Raw genomic sequence first — 21521 nt, 5'->3', positions numbered from 1 at the left:
TATGATAAAAAGCCCTATATAAGGGCTTTTCATCATTCGAAGAGGTGGTTTTATTGGAGAAAGTAAGTTTAAGAAAACGAGATAAGTTGAAAAAATTTTTTAGAGAACACAATTATTTAGCAGTGTTACTTGGGTTTGCACTATTGTTCATTAATATTTTATTACTAACAAAAATATCATTTGTTTTTACGCCGTTTATCGTCTTTTTAAAAACAATTTTCTTCCCAGTATTATTAGCGGGCGTACTATTTTACATTTTGCATCCATTCGTTTCGCTTTTAGAAAAGAAAGGTGTTTCAAGAATCGTATCAATAGCCTCGATATACTTAATCGTAATTGGATTATTTGTGTTTTTAGTTTTAACGGTTATTCCAATTATTAAAGATCAAATTGATGCATTAATAGATAACTTACCGTATTTCGGTCATGAAATTGAACGAGCAGCACGTAGATTTGGGGAAAGTAATTTACTAGGAAAAATTCAGGAGAATTTAAATATTGATGTAGCGAGTATGGTAAAGGACTATACAGTTGATTTTACGAAATCTTTATCATCAGTAACAGGAAATGTAACTGGATTTTTAAGTACTATTACAGAGGTCGTTTTAACGTTTGTAATGGTTCCGTTTATATTGTTCTATCTTTTAAAAGATGGTGAGCAATTACCAAATCACTTTTTAAAGTTTATTTCAGAACAAAGACGACCAGCAGCGATGAGAATACTAGACGATATGCATTATGCGATTAGCTCGTATATTAGAGGACAAATTATCGTTAGCTTATTTATCGGTATTATGCTATTAATTGGTTACCTTATTATCGGTATTAAATATGCAGTACTACTCGCTATTTTAGCGATGATTGTAAATATCGTTCCGTACGTAGGACCAATTATCGCAATTACACCAGCGTTAATTATTGCGTTTATTGATTCGCCGGGGATGGTTTTAAAGGTAATTATTGTAATGATGGTTGTACAATTAGCAGAAGGTAAATTTATTTCTCCGCAAGTCATGGGGAAAAAGCTAGATATTCACCCGATTACTATCATTTTTATTATTTTAACTGCCGGAAATTTATTTGGAATTATGGGGATTATTTTAGCAATTCCAGGGTATGCGATATTAAAGGTGTTAGTAACGCATGGTTATCGATTTGTTAAGTTGAATACGTAGGAAAAAGAGCTAAAACAGTATTATCTGTTTTAGCTCTTTTTTATTAACAATTGATGTGCATATTGGCGTGCCCATTGATCCGCTTCTAATATAGCATCTAGTGAAGGATTTTTTACGTTATGATGGGCTTCAACTGTTTTGTAAATTGTTTTTTCAATATCGAAAAAGGCAATTTCATTTTTTAAGAATAGTGCATTCGCAATTTCATTTGCTGCGTTTAATACAGCAGGAGTAGTACCACCAATTTTGCCACATTCATATGCGTATTGTAGACAAGGAAACTTCTCTAAATCTGGTTTTTCAAAATGTAAACTACCGATTTCTAATAAATTTAATTTTTCATAGGAAGAAGGTAGCCGAGTAGGGTAGTGAAACGCATATTGAATCGGCATTCTCATATCAGGAGCACCGAGCTGCGCTATAACTGATCCATCAATAAACTCTACTAAAGAATGAATAATACTTTCTTTATGAATCATTACATCAATTTTTTTATAAGGAATATCAAATAGCCATCTTGCTTCCATTACTTCGAATCCTTTATTCATTAATGTGGCAGAATCAATCGTTAATTTTGCCCCCATTAACCAGTTTGGGTGCTTTAAAGCATCTTTTGCTTGTAGAGTTTTCATTTCTTCACGTGTTTTATCACGGAATGCACCGCCAGAAGCTGTAACGATTAATTTGTCAATTTCTTTATTATTTTCTCCGTTTAAACATTGGAAAATAGCTGAATGTTCGCTATCGACTGGAATTAAACGACATCCGTTTTGTTTGGCCAGTTCAGTTACAATATGACCAGCTGCAACTAACGTTTCTTTATTAGCGATGGCAATATCTTTCTTCGCTTTTAATGCTTCAATTGTTGGGAGTAATCCTGAAACACCAACGACGGAACTTAATACAAGATTTGAATCAGGGTGAGTAGCTACCGCAATTAAGCCATCTGTTCCGTATGTAATTTTTACGTTGGTTGAAATACGCGTACGAAGCGTGTCTGCTAATTCTTTTGTCGCGACGCTTACAATGCGAGGTTGAAACCTTTTGATTTGTTGCTCAAGAAGCTCGATATTATAATTTGCGGTTAAACCGACGATTTTAAAATATTCGGGATGAGCTGAAACGACATCTAATGCAGATGTGCCGATAGATCCTGTTGAACCTAAAATGGATATATATTTTACCATGAAAAAACCTCCAAAGTTGTTTCGAGTATTTCTGCAAACCTATATAATATTAGGCAATTGAAGTGGAAATTCCTGCTATATAAAATAGAAAATTTTGGTTTGTTTAGAGGTGAAATGTGATAAACTGTAAAAAATAACGAAAAGCGATGAAAGAGAAGAGTACATATTCGAACCTTTTCAGAGAGCTGATGTGTGGTGGGAATCAGTAAGGGATGAATATGGAATGGGCTCTGGAGCTTCTAACTGAAATGAGTAGGTAAAGACGGTTGCTTCACGTTAAGAAGTTGAAGTGAGCTAACAATAGCTAATTAAGGTGGTACCGCGGGAGTCTCTCGTCCTTTTTTAAGGATGAGGGGCTCTTTTTATTTTGAGAAAGGAGGAGTTAGGATGAGTGAGAAAATAATGTTAACTGGGATTAAGCCGACAGGTTATCCGCATTTAGGAAATTATATTGGCGCTATAAAACCTGCGTTGCAAATGTCAAAGAAGAATGAAGGAAGAGCATTGTACTTTATAGCTGATTATCATGCGTTAAATGCTGTGCATGATCCGGAGAAGTTCAGTAGTTATACGAAAGAGGTAGCAGCTACTTGGTTATCACTTGGACTTGAAGAAGATGTTATTTTTTACAGGCAAACAGAAGTGCCGGAGATTCTAGAATTAGCTTGGATATTAGCTTGCCTAACTCCGAAAGGGCTTATGAACCGTGCTCATGCGTATAAAGCGAAGGTGGAGCAAAATAAAGAAGCGGGTTTAGAGGTCGATGCAGGAGTGAATATGGGATTATATACGTATCCGATCTTAATGGCAGCCGACATATTGCTATTTCAGGCTACGCATGTGCCAGTCGGAAAAGACCAAATTCAGCATATTGAAATCGCGCGTGATATTGCGACGTATTTTAATCATACTTTTGGCAGGACATTTACACTTCCGGAGTATGTCATACAAGAAGAGGCTGCAATATTACCAGGGCTTGATGGAAGAAAGATGAGTAAAAGCTACGGGAATGTGATCCCATTATTTGCAGAGCAAGAAAAACTACGAAAATTAATATTTAAAATCAAAACCGATTCTTCACTTCCAAATGAAGCGAAAGAACTAGAAACGTTATTTACAATTTATAAAGAATTTGCAACGGAAGATGAAATGCAGTCAATGCGTGAAAAATATGAAACTGGCATTGGATGGGGCGATGTGAAAAAAGAGTTGTTTCGCGTTGTAGACCGTGAGTTAGCTGGACCTCGTGAGAAATATGCTATGTATATGGATGAGCCAAATTTATTATATGAAGCGTTAGAAAAGGGGGCTGAGAAGGCACGGGCTATTGCGAAAGTAAATTTAGCGGAAATTAAAAAACGGATTGGATTTGAGAGGGGGCGCTGAGCGTTCCCTTATTTTTTTACAAAAAAATCGAACGAAATTTCAAATTGTTACCAATATAGAGTGAGGAGGGATAAAAAATGGTTACAATTCTCGAATTAAAAATGTTGCTAGTTCAAATAGGAACAGAAATTGTACCACCTAGTAATCTAAAAGAAAAAATTTTAATTCAAGTTAATCTAATGGAGGAAATAACATTTAATCATGTTGAGGTGAATAAAGATGAGTGAAATTGTGTTAGCAGTTCAAGGTTTAAGTAAGACATATGAGAGTGTAGATACAAATGTTAGAGCCTTACAAAATGTATCTTTGGAGTTAAATAAAGGAGAACTCATTGCCATAATGGGAACGAGTGGATCTGGAAAGAGTACATTACTAAATATTCTTGGTGCTCTAGATAAGCCTGATGAGGGGATTATCTATGTAAATGGTGAAGTACCTGAAAATATGTTCATTGAACCGTATGCGACAGAGTACAGAAGGGATAACATAGGATTTATATTCCAGTCATTTCATTTATTAAAGGATTTATCTGTAGAAGAAAATATTGCGTTACCCCTCATATTATCAGCTGATTCAGAAGAGGAGATACGAGAAAAAACAAATAAAATATTAGATGTTCTAGGTTTAGTAAATTGGAAAAATCATCGACCAGTGCAGCTTTCTGGGGGACAACAACAACGTGTTGCAATTGGTAGAGCGTTAATAACATCTCCTCCAATTGTTCTTGCAGATGAACCTACTGGAAATTTAGATTTCAATACGTCTAATGATATTTTAAGAGTACTAGTCGATATGAAACAAAAATTTAATCAAAGTATGATTCTTGTTACTCATGATCCCCACATTGCTACCTATGCAGATCGGGTTCTCTTCTTTCATAATGGAGAAGTTGTTGATGATTATACGTGTTCTCATGGAGTAAATGATATGAATATTATTTTAGATAAATTCAAAAAATTAATGGAGAAATCAAAATGATAAAATCAGTACGAGGATTAAGTTTACGCTTTTTTAAGACGAATAAATTCACTGCTATTTCCTCTATAGTTAGCGTTATGTTGGCTGTTTCTCTAATTGTTACGATGATTGTATTTTCGAGTCATGCGAAACAGTCTGTTATAAATGAAGTGAAAAATGTATACGGAGATATGGATTTATCTGTTGGATATAACCCTGATCAAAATAAGTTGATGGATAAATCTTTACTGCAAAATATTAAGGAACAAGAAAATGTTGAATACATGTCAAAAGTATTAGTAAATCATTTGCAAGTAAATAAATTGAATACAGCTATTTATACAGTAGGTGTTCAAAACGATTCATTATCTAAAAGTCGATATCACTTTTCTAAAAATCTATCAAATGAGGAAGTAACATTAAATGATGGATTAGCAGAAACTTTACAAGTAAAAGTTGGGGAAAAGATTGAAATCGAAAATAAATCATATGTAGTAAAAGAAGTGTTGCCTGATATAGAAGCTGGAGGTTCAGCTCCAGATATACTTATTTTATCTGAAGGTGCGGTGAAACAGCACATATATGAAAAAACGGGTAAGCACAATGAAGCTACTTATTTGTTAATAAAAGCAAAAGAGAATGCAGATGTACTAGCATTGTCTAGTGAAATTCATAAAATAGACAAAGAATTAAGAATCGATATTGCGGAGGAAGACGAGTTTTTAAAAAGTAACTTAGCGTCATTACATATTTTTATAATCGTTTTATCTACATTAATGCTTATTATTACTGCGTTATTGTTGGTGTCTAATTTTGAAGTGTTTTTATATAAATATAAAAGTCAATTTGCTATTATGCGATCAATGGGAGCAACAACGAAACAAATGTTTAAAGTTATATTTATTCAATGTAGTGTAATCAATTTCTTTGGTGGAATATTAGGTTTGTTACTAGCTGTAATAAGTAACCGTTTTTTACAAAGTGGGCTAGAGCATGTATTTGCTTTTCAAATTAATTCAATGAATTTTGACTATAAAATAGCAATTGTAACAGTGATTTTTAGTATCTTTTTTATTGAACTGTTTATGTTATATCCGTCATACAGAAGTTCGAAAATATTGCCAGTAAAGCTTATGCGGGAGAATGAAGAATCCGATTTTTCTAATAAGAAAATACGCAGTATTATGGGGAAATTCCTTTTAATGAGTAGCTTATTTTTAACTGTTTTAGGTGGGTTTGTAGCAAATACGGGAGATACGCAGGCAATAGTGATATTAATAGGAGCTATATTTTTCGTTTTAGGAGTATATATTTTATTTCCGACTTATCTCTCTTCGATATTAATAGCATGTCTACCTATAATGAAAAAAATATTTGGAAGGAATACATTTGTTGCTATTAAAAATGTAATTCCGCAAGTAAGAAAAAATACATTTGTTATCTTAATGATAAGTACAATGATGGTGATAGTTGTCTTCGGGTCCACTATATTTAAAACGATGCAAAAAAATAATGAAAGATATTTACAACGAGAATTTCCAACACATATTGTTGTGGAAAATCGTTTGAATAATGATTCAACAATTTCCTCACCTCATATACAAAATATATTTAAAGAAATAAGTAGTGTAAAAGGAGCTAGTACGATTAGTACGAACTCACTGGCAGAATTAAAGCAAGGTGAAAAATATATTACTTTTGACTATAATTTAGGTGATGTAAAGGAAATGGAAAAGCAAGGATTACTGCCAAAACTACCTGCAAACTTGGAGAATAGTATAATTGTTACAGAAGAGTTAGCGGGGCGATATAAACTTCATGTAGGTGATATCGTTCAATTAGGGCTATTTTCAGAACAGGAACAAAAGGTTAGACCGACTAGTAAGGTAGAAATCGGATTAATTGTTAATGAGCTACCGAATTCGCCTTCGGTGCTTATGGATTGGAGTAATGTAACATATAAACAAGATTATACAGTTTTTGAGCGTGCATTTATTAGTTCAAATAATGAGAGAGAGACGTTGAAGCAATTAAAGAAAGTGAAAGATCAATATCCACAATTAAAAATAAGTAGTTATACTCAATCATTAAAACAATCTAATTTAATGTTTCAGCAAAGGTGGTCTATTTTCATCGTTGTTATTGTAGTGATTTTGTTTAGTGTGACATTAGGGGTATGTAATACACTTATAAATAATATTCAATCTAAAAGAAAAGAGTTTGCTATTTTACGAGCAATAACAGTTAAGAAAAAAGGGATTGTACAAATTATTTTGACGCAAGTTAATTTATATGTACTTATTGGAATCGTACTAGGGGCTGTTATAGGAGCATTATTAACCTATATGGTAAGTATGATAGATCGTACACCTTTATTTTTTGATTTCAAACTTATCGTAACGGTAATAGCGGGGATGTTTGGAATAGTCCTTATTATTTTTATACCTTTTGCTAATAGAATAGGAAAAAGGGATATCGTACAAGAGTTAAATAGGGATAATAAATAAAAGAGGTTAACCCAAGTAGCTATTCAGCTATTTTTGGGTCAATCTCTTTTTTATTAACAATTGAATTCCATATTGGTGTGCTCATTCATAAATGTATAGTGCATTATTTTAGTTAAATGCCACCGAGTAATATCATTAGGTGAAGTAAGGAGTTCACATTTCTTTTTGAAACTTTTTAGTTGTATATGTTAAAAAGTATGCTACCATAGGAATACTTATTAAAGATATTTAATAAGTAGGGTTCATTTGATTACGAAGGAGATGATTGTATGAAAACAGAAAAAGAAAAGATGTTAGCGGGAGAAATGTATATTGCGGATGACGAAGAATTAGTAGCTGATAGGGTGGAGGCAAAACGTTTAACACGTCTTTATAACGAGGCGATGGAGACAGGAGATGAGAGGCGTTTTACATTATTAAATCAGCTTTTAGGTTCTTCAGCTGACGGGGCATCACATATTAAACCTACTTTTCGTTGTGATTATGGTTACAATATCCATATTGGAAAGAATTTTTTCTCCAATTTCAATTGTGTGATTTTAGACGTTTGTGAAGTGCGAATTGGGGATAATTGTATGTTTGCACCTGGTGTTCACATTTATACTGCTACTCATCCTTTACACCCGGTAGAGCGGAATTCTGGTAAAGAATATGGAAAGCCTGTAAAGATTGGTAACAATGTTTGGGTAGGTGGGGGAGCTATTATTAACCCTGGTATTTCAATTGGAGATAACGCTGTAATTGCTTCAGGGGCAGTTGTGACAAAAGATGTACCCAATAATGTAGTGGTTGGTGGTAACCCAGCTAAAGTTATTAAAACGATAGACTTATAGAAATCGTTTTTTATGAGTGCATGAATAAACAGATGTTGTATCGTATAGAAAATGTGAAAGGTGTTTCATATAAAGAAAAATAGTGCGGAAAATCGTACGAAGACATTACTTACTTCTTGAAACGATCTTTTTCTTATTTGTTTTGCTGGTTTTCTCGTTTGCTGTAAGTTTCTATCATAGGTTATACACAATTTTTAAGTATACTAGGGGAAGCATTTGGAATACTGCTAGTAGAAATATATCTTCTTTATTGCTTTAGAAAATGATGTATGATATATTGTCAACGCAACTTATTAAAAAGGTTTAATAAGTATGTTGATTAAGGTGGTGAGCGATTTGAGTGAACAGTTTGTTACTCAAAAATCGATTAAAGAGACAATCCTTCGTGGCATTCGTAAAGTTCTTTTAGAGCGAGGTAGTGCAACGAAAGTTGAGCTTAGTAATACATTAGAAATTAGTTTTCCAACGATAAGTAAATTTATAGAAAAAATGAAACAAGACGGTGAAGTCACTTTAGCTGGTTTAGATGATTCAAGTGGTGGAAGAAGAGCGAAACGATATGAATATAATCCAGAATATATGTTAGGTTTAGCGATATTTTTAGAAAAAAATGAAACAAACTATACAATTTTTAACTGTTTAGGGGAAGTAAAAGAACAGGGGAGTACTTCAAGTATGTTAATTGATACGGGCGTAAATGTATTATCTAAACATATTGAAGGTCTTATCGCTACATTCCCGAAAATAAGCTCTATATCAATTGGTGTGCCTGGTTCGGTTGATAATGGTCGTATTTTTTATATTCCTGGATATGAAAAGTTCCAAAATTTTAATTTGAAAAGTCATTTGGAGGAACAGTTTTCTATACCAGTAGTAATAGAAAACGATATGAATGCTGCTGTGCTTGGTTATTATAAAAACACTGGAAACTATGACAATTCCTCTCTTGTATATTTGTATTCCGGTCAAAATGGTCCAGGTGCAGGTATTATGGTAAATGGAGATGTCGTACGCGGAAGCACATTTTTCTCAGGAGAGATATCTTTCGTCCCGCAGTATAATAATAAAAATTTCTTGCAAGCTTTGAGAAGTGAAGATTCGAATAATCCAGAGGAATATAATATAGATGCTATTACTCGTTTAATCGCTACATGTATAGCTATTATTAACCCGCATGCCTTTATCTTCTGTGATGATGAAGTGAATCAATTTGTAATAGATCAAATTGTAAAAACTTGTCCGCAGTACATTCCGGCGGAACATATTCCGAAAATAACAGTGAGCAATTGGAAAGAAGATTATTTATATGGATTAAAAAGTTTAGGACTTGATCTTATGATTACGAGAACAAATAACGAAAATTAAATGTGCTGGCAATGAAGCATCCAATTGCCAGTTGAATAACATAAAAGAAAAGGTGTCGATTATGAAAATTGAACATGTAGCAATTTGGGTGAATGATTTAGTAGGAATGCGTGATTTTTATAAACAATATTTTAATGGTGAAGAAAATAGCTTATATCATAATACAAAAAAGCAATTTAAATCTTATTTTATAACTTTTGAAGGTGGTGCGCGTCTAGAACTTATGAAGCGGGTAGGGAGAGAGGATGCATTACAAACAGAAACAATAGGATATGCACATATTGCTTTTTCTGTAGGTAGTAAAGAAAAGGTGAACGAATTAACGAATACATTAAGAGAAGCAGGATACCCTGTGTTAAACGGCCCACGAACTACAGGGGATGGTTACTATGAAAGTGTAGTAAGTGATCCTGAAGGAAATCAGATTGAGATAACGATCTAACATGAACAACCTCATTTCGCATTATCATGACGGGAGATGAGGCTGTTTTATTTTTATCTTTAATTGGAGTGATGAAAATCGCGAAGAATCCCCTCAATAACTGGATGAAGAGTACTAGGTAATTCATCAAGCGGAAAGAAACGTAATTCTTTTGATTCTGTTTGATCACATACAAGCTCACCGTGAAATTCGCGGCAAATATAAACAACGAGTACACCGTGTACTTGATCGCCATTTGGATAGATTTGAAAGAAATCTGGTCCTGAGTATGTACGGAATAGTTCTGGATTTTTGATAATAAGTCCAGTTTCTTCATATACTTCTCGCTTTAAAGCGTCTTCTAACGTTTCGTTATATTCCAAGGCGCCGCCAATAATACCCCAGCGGTTAAAGTCGGTGCGGAGCTGCAGCAATATTTCATTGTTTTCATTTACTATAATGGCGTGTGATCCTATTAAAATCAGTGGCTGATTTCCTACTAAATTTCTCATATCTTCAATATAACCCATAGTTATTCTCCTTATAGCTAATAATAATTAGGAAGTTCTTTTAACATTCTTTCTGTTTTCCGTGCTGTAAAGGCTAAGTTATGATCATCTTTCGTTCTGAAAAATAAAGTGCGTAAAAAGGTTTTAATGTTGGCGCATAAAATACAATATTCATTTAACGAAAGGCGTTTTCTAATTTGAGGAAGCCTTTTTATTTTTTTATGAATAATAGAAATTAACTCTTCTTGCGGAAAGTCATGATACAACATCGCTAGTAATGGCGTAACAATTCGTTCATCTTCGTTATTATGAAAAAGGTCAGATGGGATAAAGATTTTATTTAATAAGCAATGAATTAACTCTTCGTACCATTCAAAAGTTGTATACGTATTATGAACAATTTCCGTAAAGGCATCAGATACGTGAGCAAGACAATGAGCCCATCCTTTATTTTCAATATAGCCTCGGAAATCTGTTTCTAAGTTTGTGTATGTAATGAGTTTGTTTTTTATTTCTTCAATATCCTCCTCCGTACAAAAGTAGTGCGAATTAGCGAATTGGAGTATTAACGCAATTAACGAAACAGTGTAAGAACGTGTGAAAACCCCATCTGAATGCGGGGAGTATATGTCACAATATAAATATTCATCACTTAAACAAGTTTGCAACAGTAATTTCAGTTGATCATCCATAAGGAATTCATGATGAATAAAATGCACAAAACATTTATAGATAAGTTGATAACGAACGTAACTATCAGTCGTTCCGATATACTGAAGCATATGGAGCGTTAATTCATTTATATCTATATATCGCAGTTGCGTATAGTCATTTTGTTGTATAAGCTCTAACTGTTGTTGCAGCGCTGTAATATCCAATGGAGAACCTCCTCCGCACTTTAAAGATGCGATGTTTTCTAGTATTCTATATATTCAAGGACAATCCTGCTCATGCAAGGAGAACAAGTAGAAATTCAAGTATGACATAGATGAGGGAAGAATATGACGACGATAGAACAGTTAGAAAAACATTTTAAAATAAGAAGAAATGCTTCTTCTATCATGATAAAAGAAAATAATGCAGAGATTTTTACAGAAGAGCAATTAAAGGGAATCATGCAATATTGTGTTGCTGAGGCTGAAAAAGAGGGAATTGAAAACTTACTTTTTGAAGTTTCTTCAAAAAGCCCAAATTATGATGTGTATAAGAAATGTTTCGAAGCGTATTCTTTTGAATATGTTACTGAAAACATCATTGTATGTAAGGATATATATGAAGTGGAAGATGTAGAAAGTGAAATTGATTTTAAGTTGATTGAAGAAGTAGGAGAAGATGCTTTTTATTCACTTTGGAACGAGATGACGGAAGAACAAGTCACTTATGATCAATTTGTAAATATGATGCTACAAGAAATTGGAGAGCAATGGAAAGAACATTGTTTAACTGCGAGTATTAATGAAGAGCAGATCGGAATTGTAATCCCATATATTGAAAAGGGGACGTTAGAAGAAGGAAAACTTATGTATTTCGCAGTCGCTCCAAATATGCGAAATAAAGGATACGAAGCAGCATTCTTTACAGGAGCGATGTTTGTATTAAAAGAAATAGGAGCATCTTATTATATCGGTGAGACAAATGTACAAAATGAGTGGATGAAGGATATTTTTGAAAATAACGGATGTCAGCTGCTTAGTTCTACTGAGCGGTATGTGTGGAAGTTTTAGGAGGATGAACGATGTACTCTCTTGAACTCATTTCGAGGAAATCCATGTACAACTTATGAACAAGTAAAAGAACTTTTTGCCTGTTTGTAAGATAAAAAGAAAAATGAGAACGACAAATTAGATATTCCTATAATAAAATAGAGTAAGATTTGATTATAAGAGAAAGCGTTGGTGAAAGAATGGAGCAGCAAAGACATTGGTTACAAGCAACTGTAGAAAGAAATGAAGATAATACGTTACAAATAAAGTGGGAAAATAATATAGAGGAAGTTCGCATTTACTGGAGTACTTCGCCAGATCATATTGAAGAAAATGGAGAATTACTTGCAACGGTAAATGGAGAATCATCATATACAATTGAAAACCCGAGCGAAAATGAGCGTCCATATTTTAGACTAGTAGGTAGTAATGGACAAGCAGTAACAGTAGCTGAGCGTAGACTGCCATTACAAGGCGCGTTTAACTTCCGTGATATGGGAGGATATGAAACGACAGAAGGCCGTAAGGTAAAATGGGGTAAATTATATCGTTCTGAAGAATTAGCAGGATTAACAGAGTGGGATATTGCGTATTTACAAAAGTCTGGCTTAAAGTTAATTTGCGATTACCGTACAGACTTTGAAGTGAAGCATAAGCCAAACCCTGAGATTACAGGAGCTCGTCAAGTGTGTTTACCAGTTATGCAAGACTTAGCAAAAGACTTGAACATAAATGAGTTTTTCCAAGTTGGTGACCTTTCTATGTTAGGCAAACCAGGCGAATACCTTGTGAAAATGAATCAAGATTTCGTAAGTGGTAACGAGGCGTTCGTAAGCTTCTTAAACTTAGCGCAAAACCCGGAAAACTTACCGTTAGTAAACCATTGTACAGCTGGGAAAGACCGTACTGGATTTGGATCAGCATTATTATTACTTTTACTAGGTGTACCAGAGAAAACAGTAATGGAAGATTATTTACTAAGTAACGGTTTCCGTGAAAAGTTAAACGAGAAAATGATGGCCTTTTTAGGTGCAAAACTACAAAACGATGAGAGTAGAGCGATATTAGGTGCGATGTTCGAAGCACGTGCTGAGTATTTACAAGCTGCGATTGATGAAGTGAAAAAGCAATATGGTTCAGTTGAAGCGTATGCTGAAAAAGCACTTGGCTTTACGAAAGAGTCGTTAGAACAAATGAAAGTTTTATTGTTAGAAGATAAATAAAGCGGAGGGAGGCTGATTGGATTAGCCTCCTTTTCTTATTGTTGTTATAATTTTGCTAATGAGAATGTTGTGCAACGAAGAGAGAATGAATGAAAAGAACTTACGAATCGGGGGATAAAATGATTCATACACGTGGAAAAGCAGAGGGGTTAAGAGAAAAGCTAGCAACAATACTAAGTCAAGATTATAAGGAATTAGCTGTTCAGGATTTAAAGGTGATTGGAACGGGAGTGCAAAATATTGTTTTTCGAGGAGATTCAGAAAAGGGGTCTTTGGCATTTCGAGTGCCGTGGGAAAGAGAAGTAGAAAATATAAATGAAGATTTATTTAATAGTCGGATTTCATTGAAAAAGGAAGCAGAGCTTTCTAAGTATTGTCATTCAAAAGGTATTTCGGTGCCAAAGATACACGGATTGCATCTTTCTGTCGAACTTGATTTTTTAATTTCGGATTGTGTGTATACTGATCATATGCCAATTTCTGCGCACAAAATAGGAGAGTTAGTGAGCAAGCTTCATAGCATGCCAATTGATGGTTTGCATTACGAGAAAAATATTAAAGAGCCGATTAGTAAGTATATAGCAGAAAGAATTGTGAAACGGATAGAAGGGTTTAATACAATTACGAACTGTGGAATTAAACTTCCAGATACAAAAACAATTGAACATATTCTTAGTACAGCAGATCATGTAAAATGCTTATTACATATGGACATTCGACCAGCCAATTTAATCGGGTATAATGGAGAAGTTAAAGCAATAGTTGATTGGGATAACGCTTTAATTGGTCATCCATTGCTGGAGTTAATGAGAATAGCTGAAAATAATGAGATTAGTTGGGATGAATTTAAAGATGGATATAAGAATGATAGTATCTTTAATGTTACCCCTCATATCGTTAGTTTATTTTATAGACTAGATACAGCTGTCATGCTAGCAAACTTATTTATAGCACATTTGAAAATAAAAGATAAAGGTGTATTCTATAAAGAGCGGGTTAAAGCGCTTCATCAAGAAATATATAAAAACTTATAAGCAATGAGAACGAAGCTTTTAAAATAGGAACTAAGGAGAACATCATGAAATACAAAGTTATATTATTCGACGTAGATGATACATTATTAGATTTCCCTGAAACGGAAAGACACGCATTACATAATGCGTTTGTACAGTTTGGTATGCCTACAGGGTATACTGATTATCTTGCAAGTTATAAAGAGATTAGTAATGGGTTATGGAGAGATTTAGAAAATAAAATGATTACGTTAAGTGAATTAGCGGTAGATCGATTTAGACAATTATTTGCACTTCATAATATAGAAGTAGATGCACAGCAATTTAGTGATGTATATCTTGAAAACTTAGGGAAAGAAGTACATCTTATAGAAGGTGCAGTGCAATTATGTGAGAATCTACAAGATTGCAAGCTAGGCATCATTACGAATGGATATACGAAGGTGCAACAATCTAGAATCGGAAATTCGCCTTTATGTAATTTCTTTGATCATATTATTATTTCAGAAGAGGTTGGTCATCAAAAACCAGCACGTGAGATTTTTGATTATGCATTTGAAAAGTTTGGGATTACGGATAAATCAAGTGTACTAATGGTTGGAGATTCGCTCACTTCTGATATGAAAGGCGGAGAAGATTACGGCATTGATACGTGTTGGTATAATCCGAGTTTGAAAGAGAATAAGGCAAGTGTTAAGCCGACTTATGAAGTGAAGAGTCTGCTGCAAATTTTAGAACTTGTAGAAGTGGCGGAAGAAAAGGTAGTTTCATTTTAATCGTGTCGATATTTGTTGATAAGTCGATATTCTTTGTCGAATCGTCGATATATCGAAAAAATCGTTGATATATTTTAAGTTACGGTAGATATATTGGCAAAATCGTCGATATAATTTGAGTTGCGTTCATTTTATAGGTACGATCGGTGTAATAACTAGAGGTGAGTGAAAGATGTTAACATTTTTATTTGAGTTAGACAAGAATATCCCACAGGAAGATGAGCGGCGGTATGATGCTTATTCAAAGGGCTTTATCGAAGGGGATGTAACGATTCGCGTGAGTGACAGCGTGCTTTTTCAAAAGTCATGCATGAAGGTCGCAGAGCTTGGCATTTATTTAGGGCAGTGGATGGAGCAAGTGCAGCACGGGCAGAATGTACATATGAATTATGAAACGCCTGACCGTGATGAGACAATTCTTAGTTTCTTCTATGAAGAGGACAATCAATGGAGAGTTTCTTCCAGTTGGCAACAATTTGAGGTTCAGGAATGTATTTCTACTACAGCATTAGTGGAGAGTGTTCAGCGTTATTTATATGAGTTAAATAAAGAACTGCGCGCGTTAGAATATCCTGTGACGTTTGATCAGTACTTAAGAGGAGAGCGGGTGATGCAGCTTTCTTACAAACGACTGTGTGATAGTAAAGCGGATACGGTGCCTATTGAGGTTTACAAGGGAAGTGACAGAGTAGGCACAGTACGAGGCTATTATAAAAATACGTTGATGAGAGTGCTAGATTTCATTCCGAAAGTCGGTAGTAATATTATTTATGAAATAAAGGATAGTAAGGACAATATTCGCGTCATTGCAAAGGATGTAAGTAGGCAGCGTCAAAGAAGAATTTTAGTAACATATAAAGATAATCATGATGCAGAGCATGAAATACTTGTATGTGACGGAAAGTTATTGGATGCAAATTTCTTATTTACCTTTACATATAAGAGAGAAGAATTTGTTGTTCATAAAACTACTTTTGGGATGGGAAAATTATTACGAAAAGGCTATGTAATTGCAGATTGGAATATTCGTCTTGAGGAAGATATGTATCACATCGAGATGAATGTATACGATGAAGATTATATAGAAGACCAATATTTACTGTTGGGCGTATTTCATGCGGTTTTGTATGGGTGATCGTTGTATAAATGAAAAATACCGGTATTCTTTGTGAAAAGAATGCCGGTATTTTTATTTATCCTCAAAAATAAAAACTTCATCAATCGTACTATGAAGTGCCCTCGCAATATCGTGAGCAAGCTGCAAGGAAGGATTATATTTTCCTTTTTCGAGATGGTTAATTGTTTCACGACGTACACCAACTTGTTTCGCTAAATCTTCTTGCGTCATATTCAATTTGGCGCGGTATTCTTTTATTTTCGTTACGAACGCCATGGTGCATCTTCCATTTCGTCAACAGGTTTATCGTAAAAGAACATAGAAAAACCAAACGTAAGAATGAGTGTGCCGAAAATAAGAGCGATATCAATCTCTTGTAGCACCGGGTTTGGAAATAACATTTCAATGAACATAATGATAGCGGTAGTTAGTAACGTAACGATAAAGGCATTGCGGCACGATTTATTGACGATTTGTTCAAACAGTTCATCGTGTTGAACCGTTCTATATGAGGTGAAAAAGGAGAAGAAACAAAACATAGTGAACAATCCTTTTTCATAAAAAAAGCCAAGAAAACCGAAGAAACCGAGAAATCCTAAATATTTTATCCAAGTTGTTTTCATGATAGTTCCTCCTTATCATGTTAGAAATAAATCACGTTATGTTATAAATATATCACATATGGATAGGAATGGTAATAATAGTTTTTTAGTTTGCTTCATAATAATAGTAAAAAGAGGAAATATACTGCGAAATAAAGAGGATAATATTGTAAAATGGTTGTAAGGAGGGGGAGGAAGGTATGCTAAATTGGATCATGATCGTTGTATTACTTGTAGTCATTACTGTAGTCGCGACGGTGTTAATTGGGCGAAAGGGTGATGCAAATTATAGTAAAGCGACAAAGGGGAATATTAGAAGGCTTACGATGATTTATATTATACTAGCTGTCGTTTTAATCGTTGGGTTAGGTCTGTATATTTATTTTAAAGGTTAAAAACTGAAAAATACAAAAATATAAAAATATAAGTATGCTATAATGTTAATATAGTTATTTGGTAATTAAGGAAAGGATTGGATGGAATGATTGAAATTATGAATGTGTCAAAAAGTTATAATGGTTCTACCTATGCAGTAAAAGATTTAAGTTTATCTGTGCCTAGCGGAGAAATCTTTGGATTTTTAGGGCCAAATGGTGCCGGTAAATCAACGACAATTAAGATGATTACTGGTATCCATGGGGTGGACAAAGGGACGATTACGATTAACGGTATAGATATTATGAAAAATCCGATGGAAGCGAAAAAGACGTTTGGTTATGTCCCAGATAGTCCAGATATGTTTTTACGATTAAAGGGAATTGAATATTTAAACTTTATGGCAGATATGTATGAAGTGCCGAAAGAAGTACGCCAAGAACGAATTGAGTCCTTAGCGAAGAAATTTGATCTTTATAATGCTTTATCAGATCAAATTCAAAGTTACTCGCACGGTATGAGACAAAAGATTGTTATTATTGGTGTGCTCGTGCATGAGCCAGATGTATGGATTTTAGATGAACCGTTAACGGGGCTTGATCCGAAATCTGCATATATTTTAAAAGAAATGATGAGAGAACATGCGGATAAAGGAAAGATTGTATTCTTCTCTACACACGTATTAGAAGTGGCAGAAAAATTATGTGACCGCGTCGCGATTATTAATAAGGGGAATTTGCAGTTTAAAGGGAATTTAGATGAAATGAGAGATCATTTTAAATCCAACGAATCACTTGAAAAAATGTTCTTGGAGATGACGGGCAATGAGTAAAATTTGGACGTTAACGAAAGTATTATTGAAATTAAATTATGCAGATTTTATAACAGATAAGAAGAAGCGATGGGCGTATGTATTTTCATTTGCGGCTATTTTATTTGTCGGATTTTTACTGTTTGGTTCTATCACGCATGCAATGTATGAGGGAATGATACATTTAGGGCAAGATCCAGGAATGATTATCGCAATGGGACTTGCGATTGCGAGTATATGGGTGTTTTTAATGAGTATTACGAACATTTTAACTGTATTTTACTACAGCAATGACATTGAAATGTTATTACCATTACCATTAAAACCAGCGCAAATTATTTCAGCCAAATTTTTAACGGTATTAATTACACAATACGTAATGAGTTCATTTATTTTACTACCAATCTTCATTACTTACGGATTAAAAAGTGGAGCGTTTATTACATATTACATATATATGATTTTCATTTACTTACTCTTCCCGATTGTGCCGTTAGTACTAGCTTCGTTACTCATGACAGTTATTATGAGGTATACAAATATAGCGAAAAATAAAGACCGAGGAAATATATTTATCGGAATCGTAAGTATACTATTTATTGTAGGAATTAACGTATTTTTGCAGTGGAAAAATAAAAGTTCGTTTTCTGAAGATGCAATTGCGGATTACCTTGCAAACAACCAGTCTTCTCTTTTAGTACAAATGACAAACTATTTTCCAACTACATATTTTGGAGCAGTAGCATTAGTAGAAAATGCAAATTGGAAGGGTCCTTTATACGTAATAATCTTTGCAGTTATTTCATTTGTATTTTTTGTGTTGTTTTATTACATTGCAGAGCGTACATATTTAAAAGGGGTTATTGGACTTTCAACGAGTACAGCAAAAAAAGAAGTCATTTCAGCAGAAGGTTTACAAAAATCAACGGTACAAAGTTCACATTTGAAAGCGTATGTGAAAAAGGAATTTAAAACGTTATTCCGTACACCACAATTTTTCTTAAATTGTATCGTACAAACTTTCGTTATGCCGATTATGTTGTTCTTCATTTTATTCGTGCAAGATGGAAATTTAAAATGGGTTACGAGTTATATTAATAATCCAAAATCAGCAGGACTTGCAATTGGTGTTGGCCTTTGTGCCTCTCTATTTTTAATGGGAAGTAACGTCATCGCAACAACTTCATTCTCACGTGATGGAAGCTCTTGGTTTGTGAATCGTTATTTACCAGTAAAAGCTTCGGATATCTTTTTTGCAAAAGCAATCACGGCTTGGTTAATTAATGTAATTATTTTAGCAGTGTTCGGTATTACGATGGCAGTTGTAGCGGGAATTTCTCCAGTATTTATGGTTCTTTGGTTCTTATTAAGTGCGAACGGTTTATTGTTAATTAATTTAATCGGCACACGCTGGGATGCACAAACTGCAGATATACATTGGGATACAGAGCAGAAATTATTTAAGAGTCGCTATACAACTTTGTGGAATTTTTTAGCTAATATTTTAATAGCTTTAGTTATTGTAGCGGGAGTAAGTCTATTATACTTCTTCCTTCAAGTGGGACTGTGGGTTATGTTTATCGTTTTATTTGTAATGTTTACGATTGTAAATTATATCTTTATTAAAATTTTAAAATTAGGTGCAGAACGTATATTGTCAAATATTGAATAAAAAGATAGATCCTCTGTATTCGTGCAGAGGATTTATCCATAGGTGGAGGAGAAAAGGTGAAGAAAATAGCAATTGTAACAGGGGCCACTCGTCTGAATGGAATTGGTGCAGTTGTATGCAAGGCGCTTGCTCAAAAAGGAATAGACATTTTTTTCACGTACTGGTCTCAGTATGATAAAGCGATGCCGTGGGGAATGCATGACAAAGAGCCCTTTTTGTTGAAAGAGGAGATTGAAAGTTACGGTGTTCGATGTGAAATGGCAGAAATCAACTTATCGCAGTCGTATTCGCCCAATCGTTTGTTTTATATGGTATCAGAACGGTTAGGTGATCCATCTATTTTAATTAATAATGCAGCGTATGCTACTCATACGAGAATTGAGGAATTAAATGTAGAACAGTTAGATAAACATTATACGGTTAATGTTCGGGCTACTATGTTATTAAGTTCATTATTTATAAAACAGTATGCAAGCAAGGCGAGTGGAAGTATTATTAACCTTACTTCAGGACAGTCACTAGGGCCGATGCCTGATGAATTAGCATACGCAGCAACGAAAGGAGCAATTGAAGCATTTACAAAATCAGTAGCACCAGTTGCGATGGAGAAGGGGATTACAGTAAATGCTGTTGATCCAGGACCGACGAATACAGGATGGATTACAGAGGAGCTGAAGCATTATTTAGTATGGAAGTTCCCGCAAGGTAAAGTAGGAGAGCCGGTGGATGCTGCGCGCTTAATATCTTTTTTAGTAAGTGAAGAAGCGAAATGGATTACTGGGCAAGTTATTCATTCGAATGGTGGGTACTCATAAATATATTATGTTAACAATTGTTGAGAAACAAAAAAACGAAAGAAAATTTTATTTTTTTGTATAAATAAAATGTCAAGAAAGATAAAAATTTGATAGAAGAGTATATCGTCATATGAAGATCGTAATTCTTCATGTGACAATATACTCTTTTTCTTTTACTATAGAGAAGAAAAATGAAGTAGAAGAAACTCGAATATTCAAATTGATTTATCAGTTTTTGTACGTATTATTATGAAGATTACTGTCGGAAAGATGGTAATTCGTATGAAAAGGGATTTTTTAAGGGGAAATCGAATCGTAAAGGGGAGGATAAAAACGTAAACATAGGGGGATTTATATGAAAATGAAAAAGGTCGCTATCGCATCGATAACAATTGGTACAATGCTTACTATGGCAGCTTGTAGTCCGTCAGCAGATAAAGAAACAGAAAAGAAAGAGCAAGTAACAGCGCAAAATGAAGGAGAATCAAAAACGACAAGTGCAGATGAAGCGTCAAAAACAACGAAAGATACTGAAAAAGAAACAAATACTTCTTCAAATGAAAAAACAGATAAAGATACAAAAAACACGAAAGAATCATCGGGAACAGAAAGTAACGGTAAAACGTCAACTCAAAACGAGAATGTAAAAACAAAAGAAAAAGAGACGACAGGAAAGACGAATGATCAAACGACTAGCGGGAAAACAACAGATCAAAGTACAAGTACAAACTCAGACGGAAAAACAACGAAAGATCCGAAGAAAAGTGTAGCTGTGAAAACGAGTGTGAAAGAAGTTGCTGCATTAGTGGATAGCTTAGATAAGCAGTTAGCTGCTAATCCGAAATTGGATACAGTAAATAAACTTGGAAAACAAATTAATGCAAAGTGGGATGTAATTGAGAAAGAGTTAGAAACATCACACCCAGCTGAATATAAAACAATTGGACAAAGTATGTATCCGTTAATTGTAGGGGCGGAGAAAGAAAAGATAGATATTACTAAAATGAAATCATTAACGACGAAAACGAAAAAAGATTTAAATCAATTATTAACAAAACTTTCGTAGTTTTAAAAGCCTACTTGTGGGAGTAG

The 21521-nt window shown here is 34.1% G+C and carries 23 protein-coding genes and 1 other annotated feature; of the genes, 18 read left to right on the top strand and 5 right to left on the bottom strand.

Annotation, left to right across the window (positions count from 1 at the left end; genetic code table 11):
- Window positions 1-53: 53 nt before the first annotated feature.
- Complete coding sequence (locus PDQ40_RS09130) at window positions 54-1175, top strand: AI-2E family transporter (RefSeq protein WP_000416969.1); 1122 nt, start codon at window positions 54-56, stop codon at window positions 1173-1175.
- 29 nt (window positions 1176-1204) lie between these two features.
- Here PDQ40_RS09130 and PDQ40_RS09125 read toward each other — a convergent pair whose 3' ends face one another.
- Window positions 1205-2362: a 1-deoxy-D-xylulose-5-phosphate reductoisomerase gene (locus tag PDQ40_RS09125; protein ID WP_000241819.1), complete on the bottom strand. Its 1158-nt coding sequence runs from the start codon at window positions 2360-2362 to the stop codon at window positions 1205-1207.
- A 137-nt stretch (window positions 2363-2499) separates the two neighbouring features.
- Window positions 2500-2705, top strand: a binding site (T-box leader).
- A gap of 5 nt (window positions 2706-2710) precedes the next feature.
- On the opposite strand from PDQ40_RS09125, the gene PDQ40_RS09120 reads away from it, so the two are divergent.
- From PDQ40_RS09120 to PDQ40_RS09090, 7 genes are all read left to right on the top strand, one after another.
- Entirely contained in the window at window positions 2711-3748 is a 1038-nt protein-coding gene (locus tag PDQ40_RS09120) for a tryptophan--tRNA ligase (RefSeq protein ID WP_370647148.1), read from the top strand.
- Window positions 3749-3825: 77 nt separating this feature from the next.
- Window positions 3826-3975, top strand: a complete 150-nt coding sequence (locus PDQ40_RS09115) for a hypothetical protein (protein WP_000256358.1) — start codon at window positions 3826-3828, stop codon at window positions 3973-3975.
- Entirely contained in the window at window positions 3968-4726 is a 759-nt protein-coding gene (locus tag PDQ40_RS09110; RefSeq protein WP_001290293.1) for an ABC transporter ATP-binding protein, read from the top strand. The genes PDQ40_RS09115 and PDQ40_RS09110 overlap by 8 nt, the downstream gene beginning before the upstream one ends.
- On the top strand, window positions 4723-7212 hold the full coding sequence (locus PDQ40_RS09105; RefSeq protein ID WP_266132567.1) for an FtsX-like permease family protein: 2490 nt from the start codon (window positions 4723-4725) through the stop codon (window positions 7210-7212). The genes PDQ40_RS09110 and PDQ40_RS09105 overlap by 4 nt, the downstream gene beginning before the upstream one ends.
- Before the next feature lie 269 nt (window positions 7213-7481).
- Window positions 7482-8045 (top strand): maltose acetyltransferase domain-containing protein, encoded by a 564-nt coding sequence (locus PDQ40_RS09100; RefSeq protein WP_000845609.1) that lies wholly within the window; start codon window positions 7482-7484, stop codon window positions 8043-8045.
- 336 nt (window positions 8046-8381) lie between these two features.
- Window positions 8382-9410 (top strand): ROK family transcriptional regulator, encoded by a 1029-nt coding sequence (locus tag PDQ40_RS09095; protein WP_266132568.1) that lies wholly within the window; start codon window positions 8382-8384, stop codon window positions 9408-9410.
- A gap of 61 nt (window positions 9411-9471) precedes the next feature.
- A complete protein-coding gene (locus PDQ40_RS09090; RefSeq protein WP_266132569.1) occupies window positions 9472-9852 on the top strand; it encodes a VOC family protein in 381 nt (126 codons plus the stop codon).
- 59 nt (window positions 9853-9911) lie between these two features.
- On the opposite strand, the gene PDQ40_RS09085 is transcribed toward PDQ40_RS09090, so the two are convergent.
- On the bottom strand, window positions 9912-10361 hold the full coding sequence (locus PDQ40_RS09085; RefSeq protein WP_257809916.1) for an NUDIX hydrolase: 450 nt from the start codon (window positions 10359-10361) through the stop codon (window positions 9912-9914).
- A gap of 17 nt (window positions 10362-10378) precedes the next feature.
- Window positions 10379-11218, bottom strand: coding sequence for a DUF2785 domain-containing protein (locus tag PDQ40_RS09080; protein WP_266132570.1), 840 nt, complete (start codon window positions 11216-11218; stop codon window positions 10379-10381).
- A gap of 123 nt (window positions 11219-11341) precedes the next feature.
- On the opposite strand from PDQ40_RS09080, the gene PDQ40_RS09075 reads away from it, so the two are divergent.
- The 5 genes from PDQ40_RS09075 to PDQ40_RS09055 all read left to right on the top strand — a co-directional run bounded on the left by PDQ40_RS09075 (window position 11342) and on the right by PDQ40_RS09055 (window position 16190).
- Window positions 11342-12064 (top strand): acetyltransferase, encoded by a 723-nt coding sequence (locus tag PDQ40_RS09075; protein ID WP_000207380.1) that lies wholly within the window; start codon window positions 11342-11344, stop codon window positions 12062-12064.
- A gap of 179 nt (window positions 12065-12243) precedes the next feature.
- A complete protein-coding gene (locus PDQ40_RS09070; RefSeq protein ID WP_000437784.1) occupies window positions 12244-13266 on the top strand; it encodes a tyrosine-protein phosphatase in 1023 nt (340 codons plus the stop codon).
- 89 nt (window positions 13267-13355) lie between these two features.
- Window positions 13356-14300, top strand: coding sequence for a phosphotransferase family protein (locus PDQ40_RS09065; RefSeq protein WP_270691390.1), 945 nt, complete (start codon window positions 13356-13358; stop codon window positions 14298-14300).
- A gap of 44 nt (window positions 14301-14344) precedes the next feature.
- Window positions 14345-15055 carry a YjjG family noncanonical pyrimidine nucleotidase gene (locus tag PDQ40_RS09060; RefSeq protein ID WP_000875919.1) on the top strand — a complete coding sequence of 237 codons (711 nt, stop codon included), beginning with the start codon at window positions 14345-14347 and terminating at the stop codon, window positions 15053-15055.
- 172 nt (window positions 15056-15227) lie between these two features.
- Window positions 15228-16190: a tubby C-terminal domain-like protein gene (locus PDQ40_RS09055; protein ID WP_270691389.1), complete on the top strand. Its 963-nt coding sequence runs from the start codon at window positions 15228-15230 to the stop codon at window positions 16188-16190.
- Window positions 16191-16244: 54 nt separating this feature from the next.
- Here PDQ40_RS09055 and PDQ40_RS09050 read toward each other — a convergent pair whose 3' ends face one another.
- Both PDQ40_RS09050 and PDQ40_RS09045 read right to left on the bottom strand, forming a co-directional pair.
- The gene (locus PDQ40_RS09050; RefSeq protein WP_000896292.1) at window positions 16245-16448 is read right to left on the bottom strand and encodes a helix-turn-helix transcriptional regulator; all 204 of its coding nucleotides are present in this window, start codon (window positions 16446-16448) and stop codon (window positions 16245-16247) included.
- Window positions 16436-16795: a DUF3796 domain-containing protein gene (locus PDQ40_RS09045; RefSeq protein ID WP_000859221.1), complete on the bottom strand. Its 360-nt coding sequence runs from the start codon at window positions 16793-16795 to the stop codon at window positions 16436-16438. The genes PDQ40_RS09050 and PDQ40_RS09045 overlap by 13 nt, the downstream gene beginning before the upstream one ends.
- 179 nt (window positions 16796-16974) lie before the next feature.
- Between PDQ40_RS09045 and PDQ40_RS09040 the strand changes: the two genes are divergently transcribed.
- The 5 genes from PDQ40_RS09040 (at window position 16975) to PDQ40_RS09020 (ending at window position 21495) form a co-directional block, all read left to right on the top strand.
- Window positions 16975-17169, top strand: coding sequence for a hypothetical protein (locus PDQ40_RS09040; protein ID WP_000935861.1), 195 nt, complete (start codon window positions 16975-16977; stop codon window positions 17167-17169).
- Window positions 17170-17255: 86 nt separating this feature from the next.
- Window positions 17256-17981, top strand: coding sequence for an ABC transporter ATP-binding protein (locus PDQ40_RS09035; protein ID WP_000570055.1), 726 nt, complete (start codon window positions 17256-17258; stop codon window positions 17979-17981).
- Window positions 17974-19632 carry a putative ABC transporter permease subunit gene (locus PDQ40_RS09030; protein ID WP_270691388.1) on the top strand — a complete coding sequence of 553 codons (1659 nt, stop codon included), beginning with the start codon at window positions 17974-17976 and terminating at the stop codon, window positions 19630-19632. Before PDQ40_RS09035 ends, PDQ40_RS09030 begins: the two co-directional genes overlap by 8 nt.
- 56 nt (window positions 19633-19688) lie before the next feature.
- Window positions 19689-20447: an SDR family oxidoreductase gene (locus PDQ40_RS09025; RefSeq protein WP_220779500.1), complete on the top strand. Its 759-nt coding sequence runs from the start codon at window positions 19689-19691 to the stop codon at window positions 20445-20447.
- Between the two features lie 337 nt (window positions 20448-20784).
- On the top strand, window positions 20785-21495 hold the full coding sequence (locus PDQ40_RS09020; RefSeq protein WP_046198414.1) for a hypothetical protein: 711 nt from the start codon (window positions 20785-20787) through the stop codon (window positions 21493-21495).
- The last annotated feature ends 26 nt before the right edge of the window (window positions 21496-21521 follow it).

Origin of the sequence: Bacillus cereus group sp. Bc061 (genome assembly GCF_027715825.1) — a bacterium.
GTDB lineage: Bacteria > Bacillota > Bacilli > Bacillales > Bacillaceae_G > Bacillus_A > Bacillus_A paranthracis.
The sequence above is the reverse complement of the archived record's forward strand: the minus strand, read 5'-3'. Positions and strand labels throughout refer to the sequence as shown.

Bases quoted from the DNA above. Each gene is read 5' to 3' on its own strand.
- PDQ40_RS09125 (WP_000241819.1), bottom strand. From the start codon at position 2,362: ATGGTAAAATATATATCCATTTTAGGTTCAACAGGATCTATCGGCACA.
- PDQ40_RS09120 (WP_370647148.1), top strand. From the start codon at position 2,711: ATGAGGGGCTCTTTTTATTTTGAGAAAGGAGGAGTTAGGATGAGTGAG.
- PDQ40_RS09115 (WP_000256358.1), top strand. From the start codon at position 3,826: ATGGTTACAATTCTCGAATTAAAAATGTTGCTAGTTCAAATAGGAACA.
- PDQ40_RS09110 (WP_001290293.1), top strand. From the start codon at position 3,968: ATGAGTGAAATTGTGTTAGCAGTTCAAGGTTTAAGTAAGACATATGAG.
- PDQ40_RS09105 (WP_266132567.1), top strand. From the start codon at position 4,723: ATGATAAAATCAGTACGAGGATTAAGTTTACGCTTTTTTAAGACGAAT.
- PDQ40_RS09100 (WP_000845609.1), top strand. From the start codon at position 7,482: ATGAAAACAGAAAAAGAAAAGATGTTAGCGGGAGAAATGTATATTGCG.
- PDQ40_RS09090 (WP_266132569.1), top strand. From the start codon at position 9,472: ATGAAAATTGAACATGTAGCAATTTGGGTGAATGATTTAGTAGGAATG.
- PDQ40_RS09085 (WP_257809916.1), bottom strand. From the start codon at position 10,361: ATGGGTTATATTGAAGATATGAGAAATTTAGTAGGAAATCAGCCACTG.
- PDQ40_RS09075 (WP_000207380.1), top strand. From the start codon at position 11,342: ATGACGACGATAGAACAGTTAGAAAAACATTTTAAAATAAGAAGAAAT.
- PDQ40_RS09070 (WP_000437784.1), top strand. From the start codon at position 12,244: ATGGAGCAGCAAAGACATTGGTTACAAGCAACTGTAGAAAGAAATGAA.
- PDQ40_RS09065 (WP_270691390.1), top strand. From the start codon at position 13,356: ATGAAAAGAACTTACGAATCGGGGGATAAAATGATTCATACACGTGGA.
- PDQ40_RS09060 (WP_000875919.1), top strand. From the start codon at position 14,345: ATGAAATACAAAGTTATATTATTCGACGTAGATGATACATTATTAGAT.
- PDQ40_RS09055 (WP_270691389.1), top strand. From the start codon at position 15,228: ATGTTAACATTTTTATTTGAGTTAGACAAGAATATCCCACAGGAAGAT.
- PDQ40_RS09050 (WP_000896292.1), bottom strand. From the start codon at position 16,448: ATGGCGTTCGTAACGAAAATAAAAGAATACCGCGCCAAATTGAATATG.
- PDQ40_RS09045 (WP_000859221.1), bottom strand. From the start codon at position 16,795: ATGAAAACAACTTGGATAAAATATTTAGGATTTCTCGGTTTCTTCGGT.
- PDQ40_RS09040 (WP_000935861.1), top strand. From the start codon at position 16,975: ATGCTAAATTGGATCATGATCGTTGTATTACTTGTAGTCATTACTGTA.
- PDQ40_RS09035 (WP_000570055.1), top strand. From the start codon at position 17,256: ATGATTGAAATTATGAATGTGTCAAAAAGTTATAATGGTTCTACCTAT.
- PDQ40_RS09030 (WP_270691388.1), top strand. From the start codon at position 17,974: ATGAGTAAAATTTGGACGTTAACGAAAGTATTATTGAAATTAAATTAT.
- PDQ40_RS09020 (WP_046198414.1), top strand. From the start codon at position 20,785: ATGAAAATGAAAAAGGTCGCTATCGCATCGATAACAATTGGTACAATG.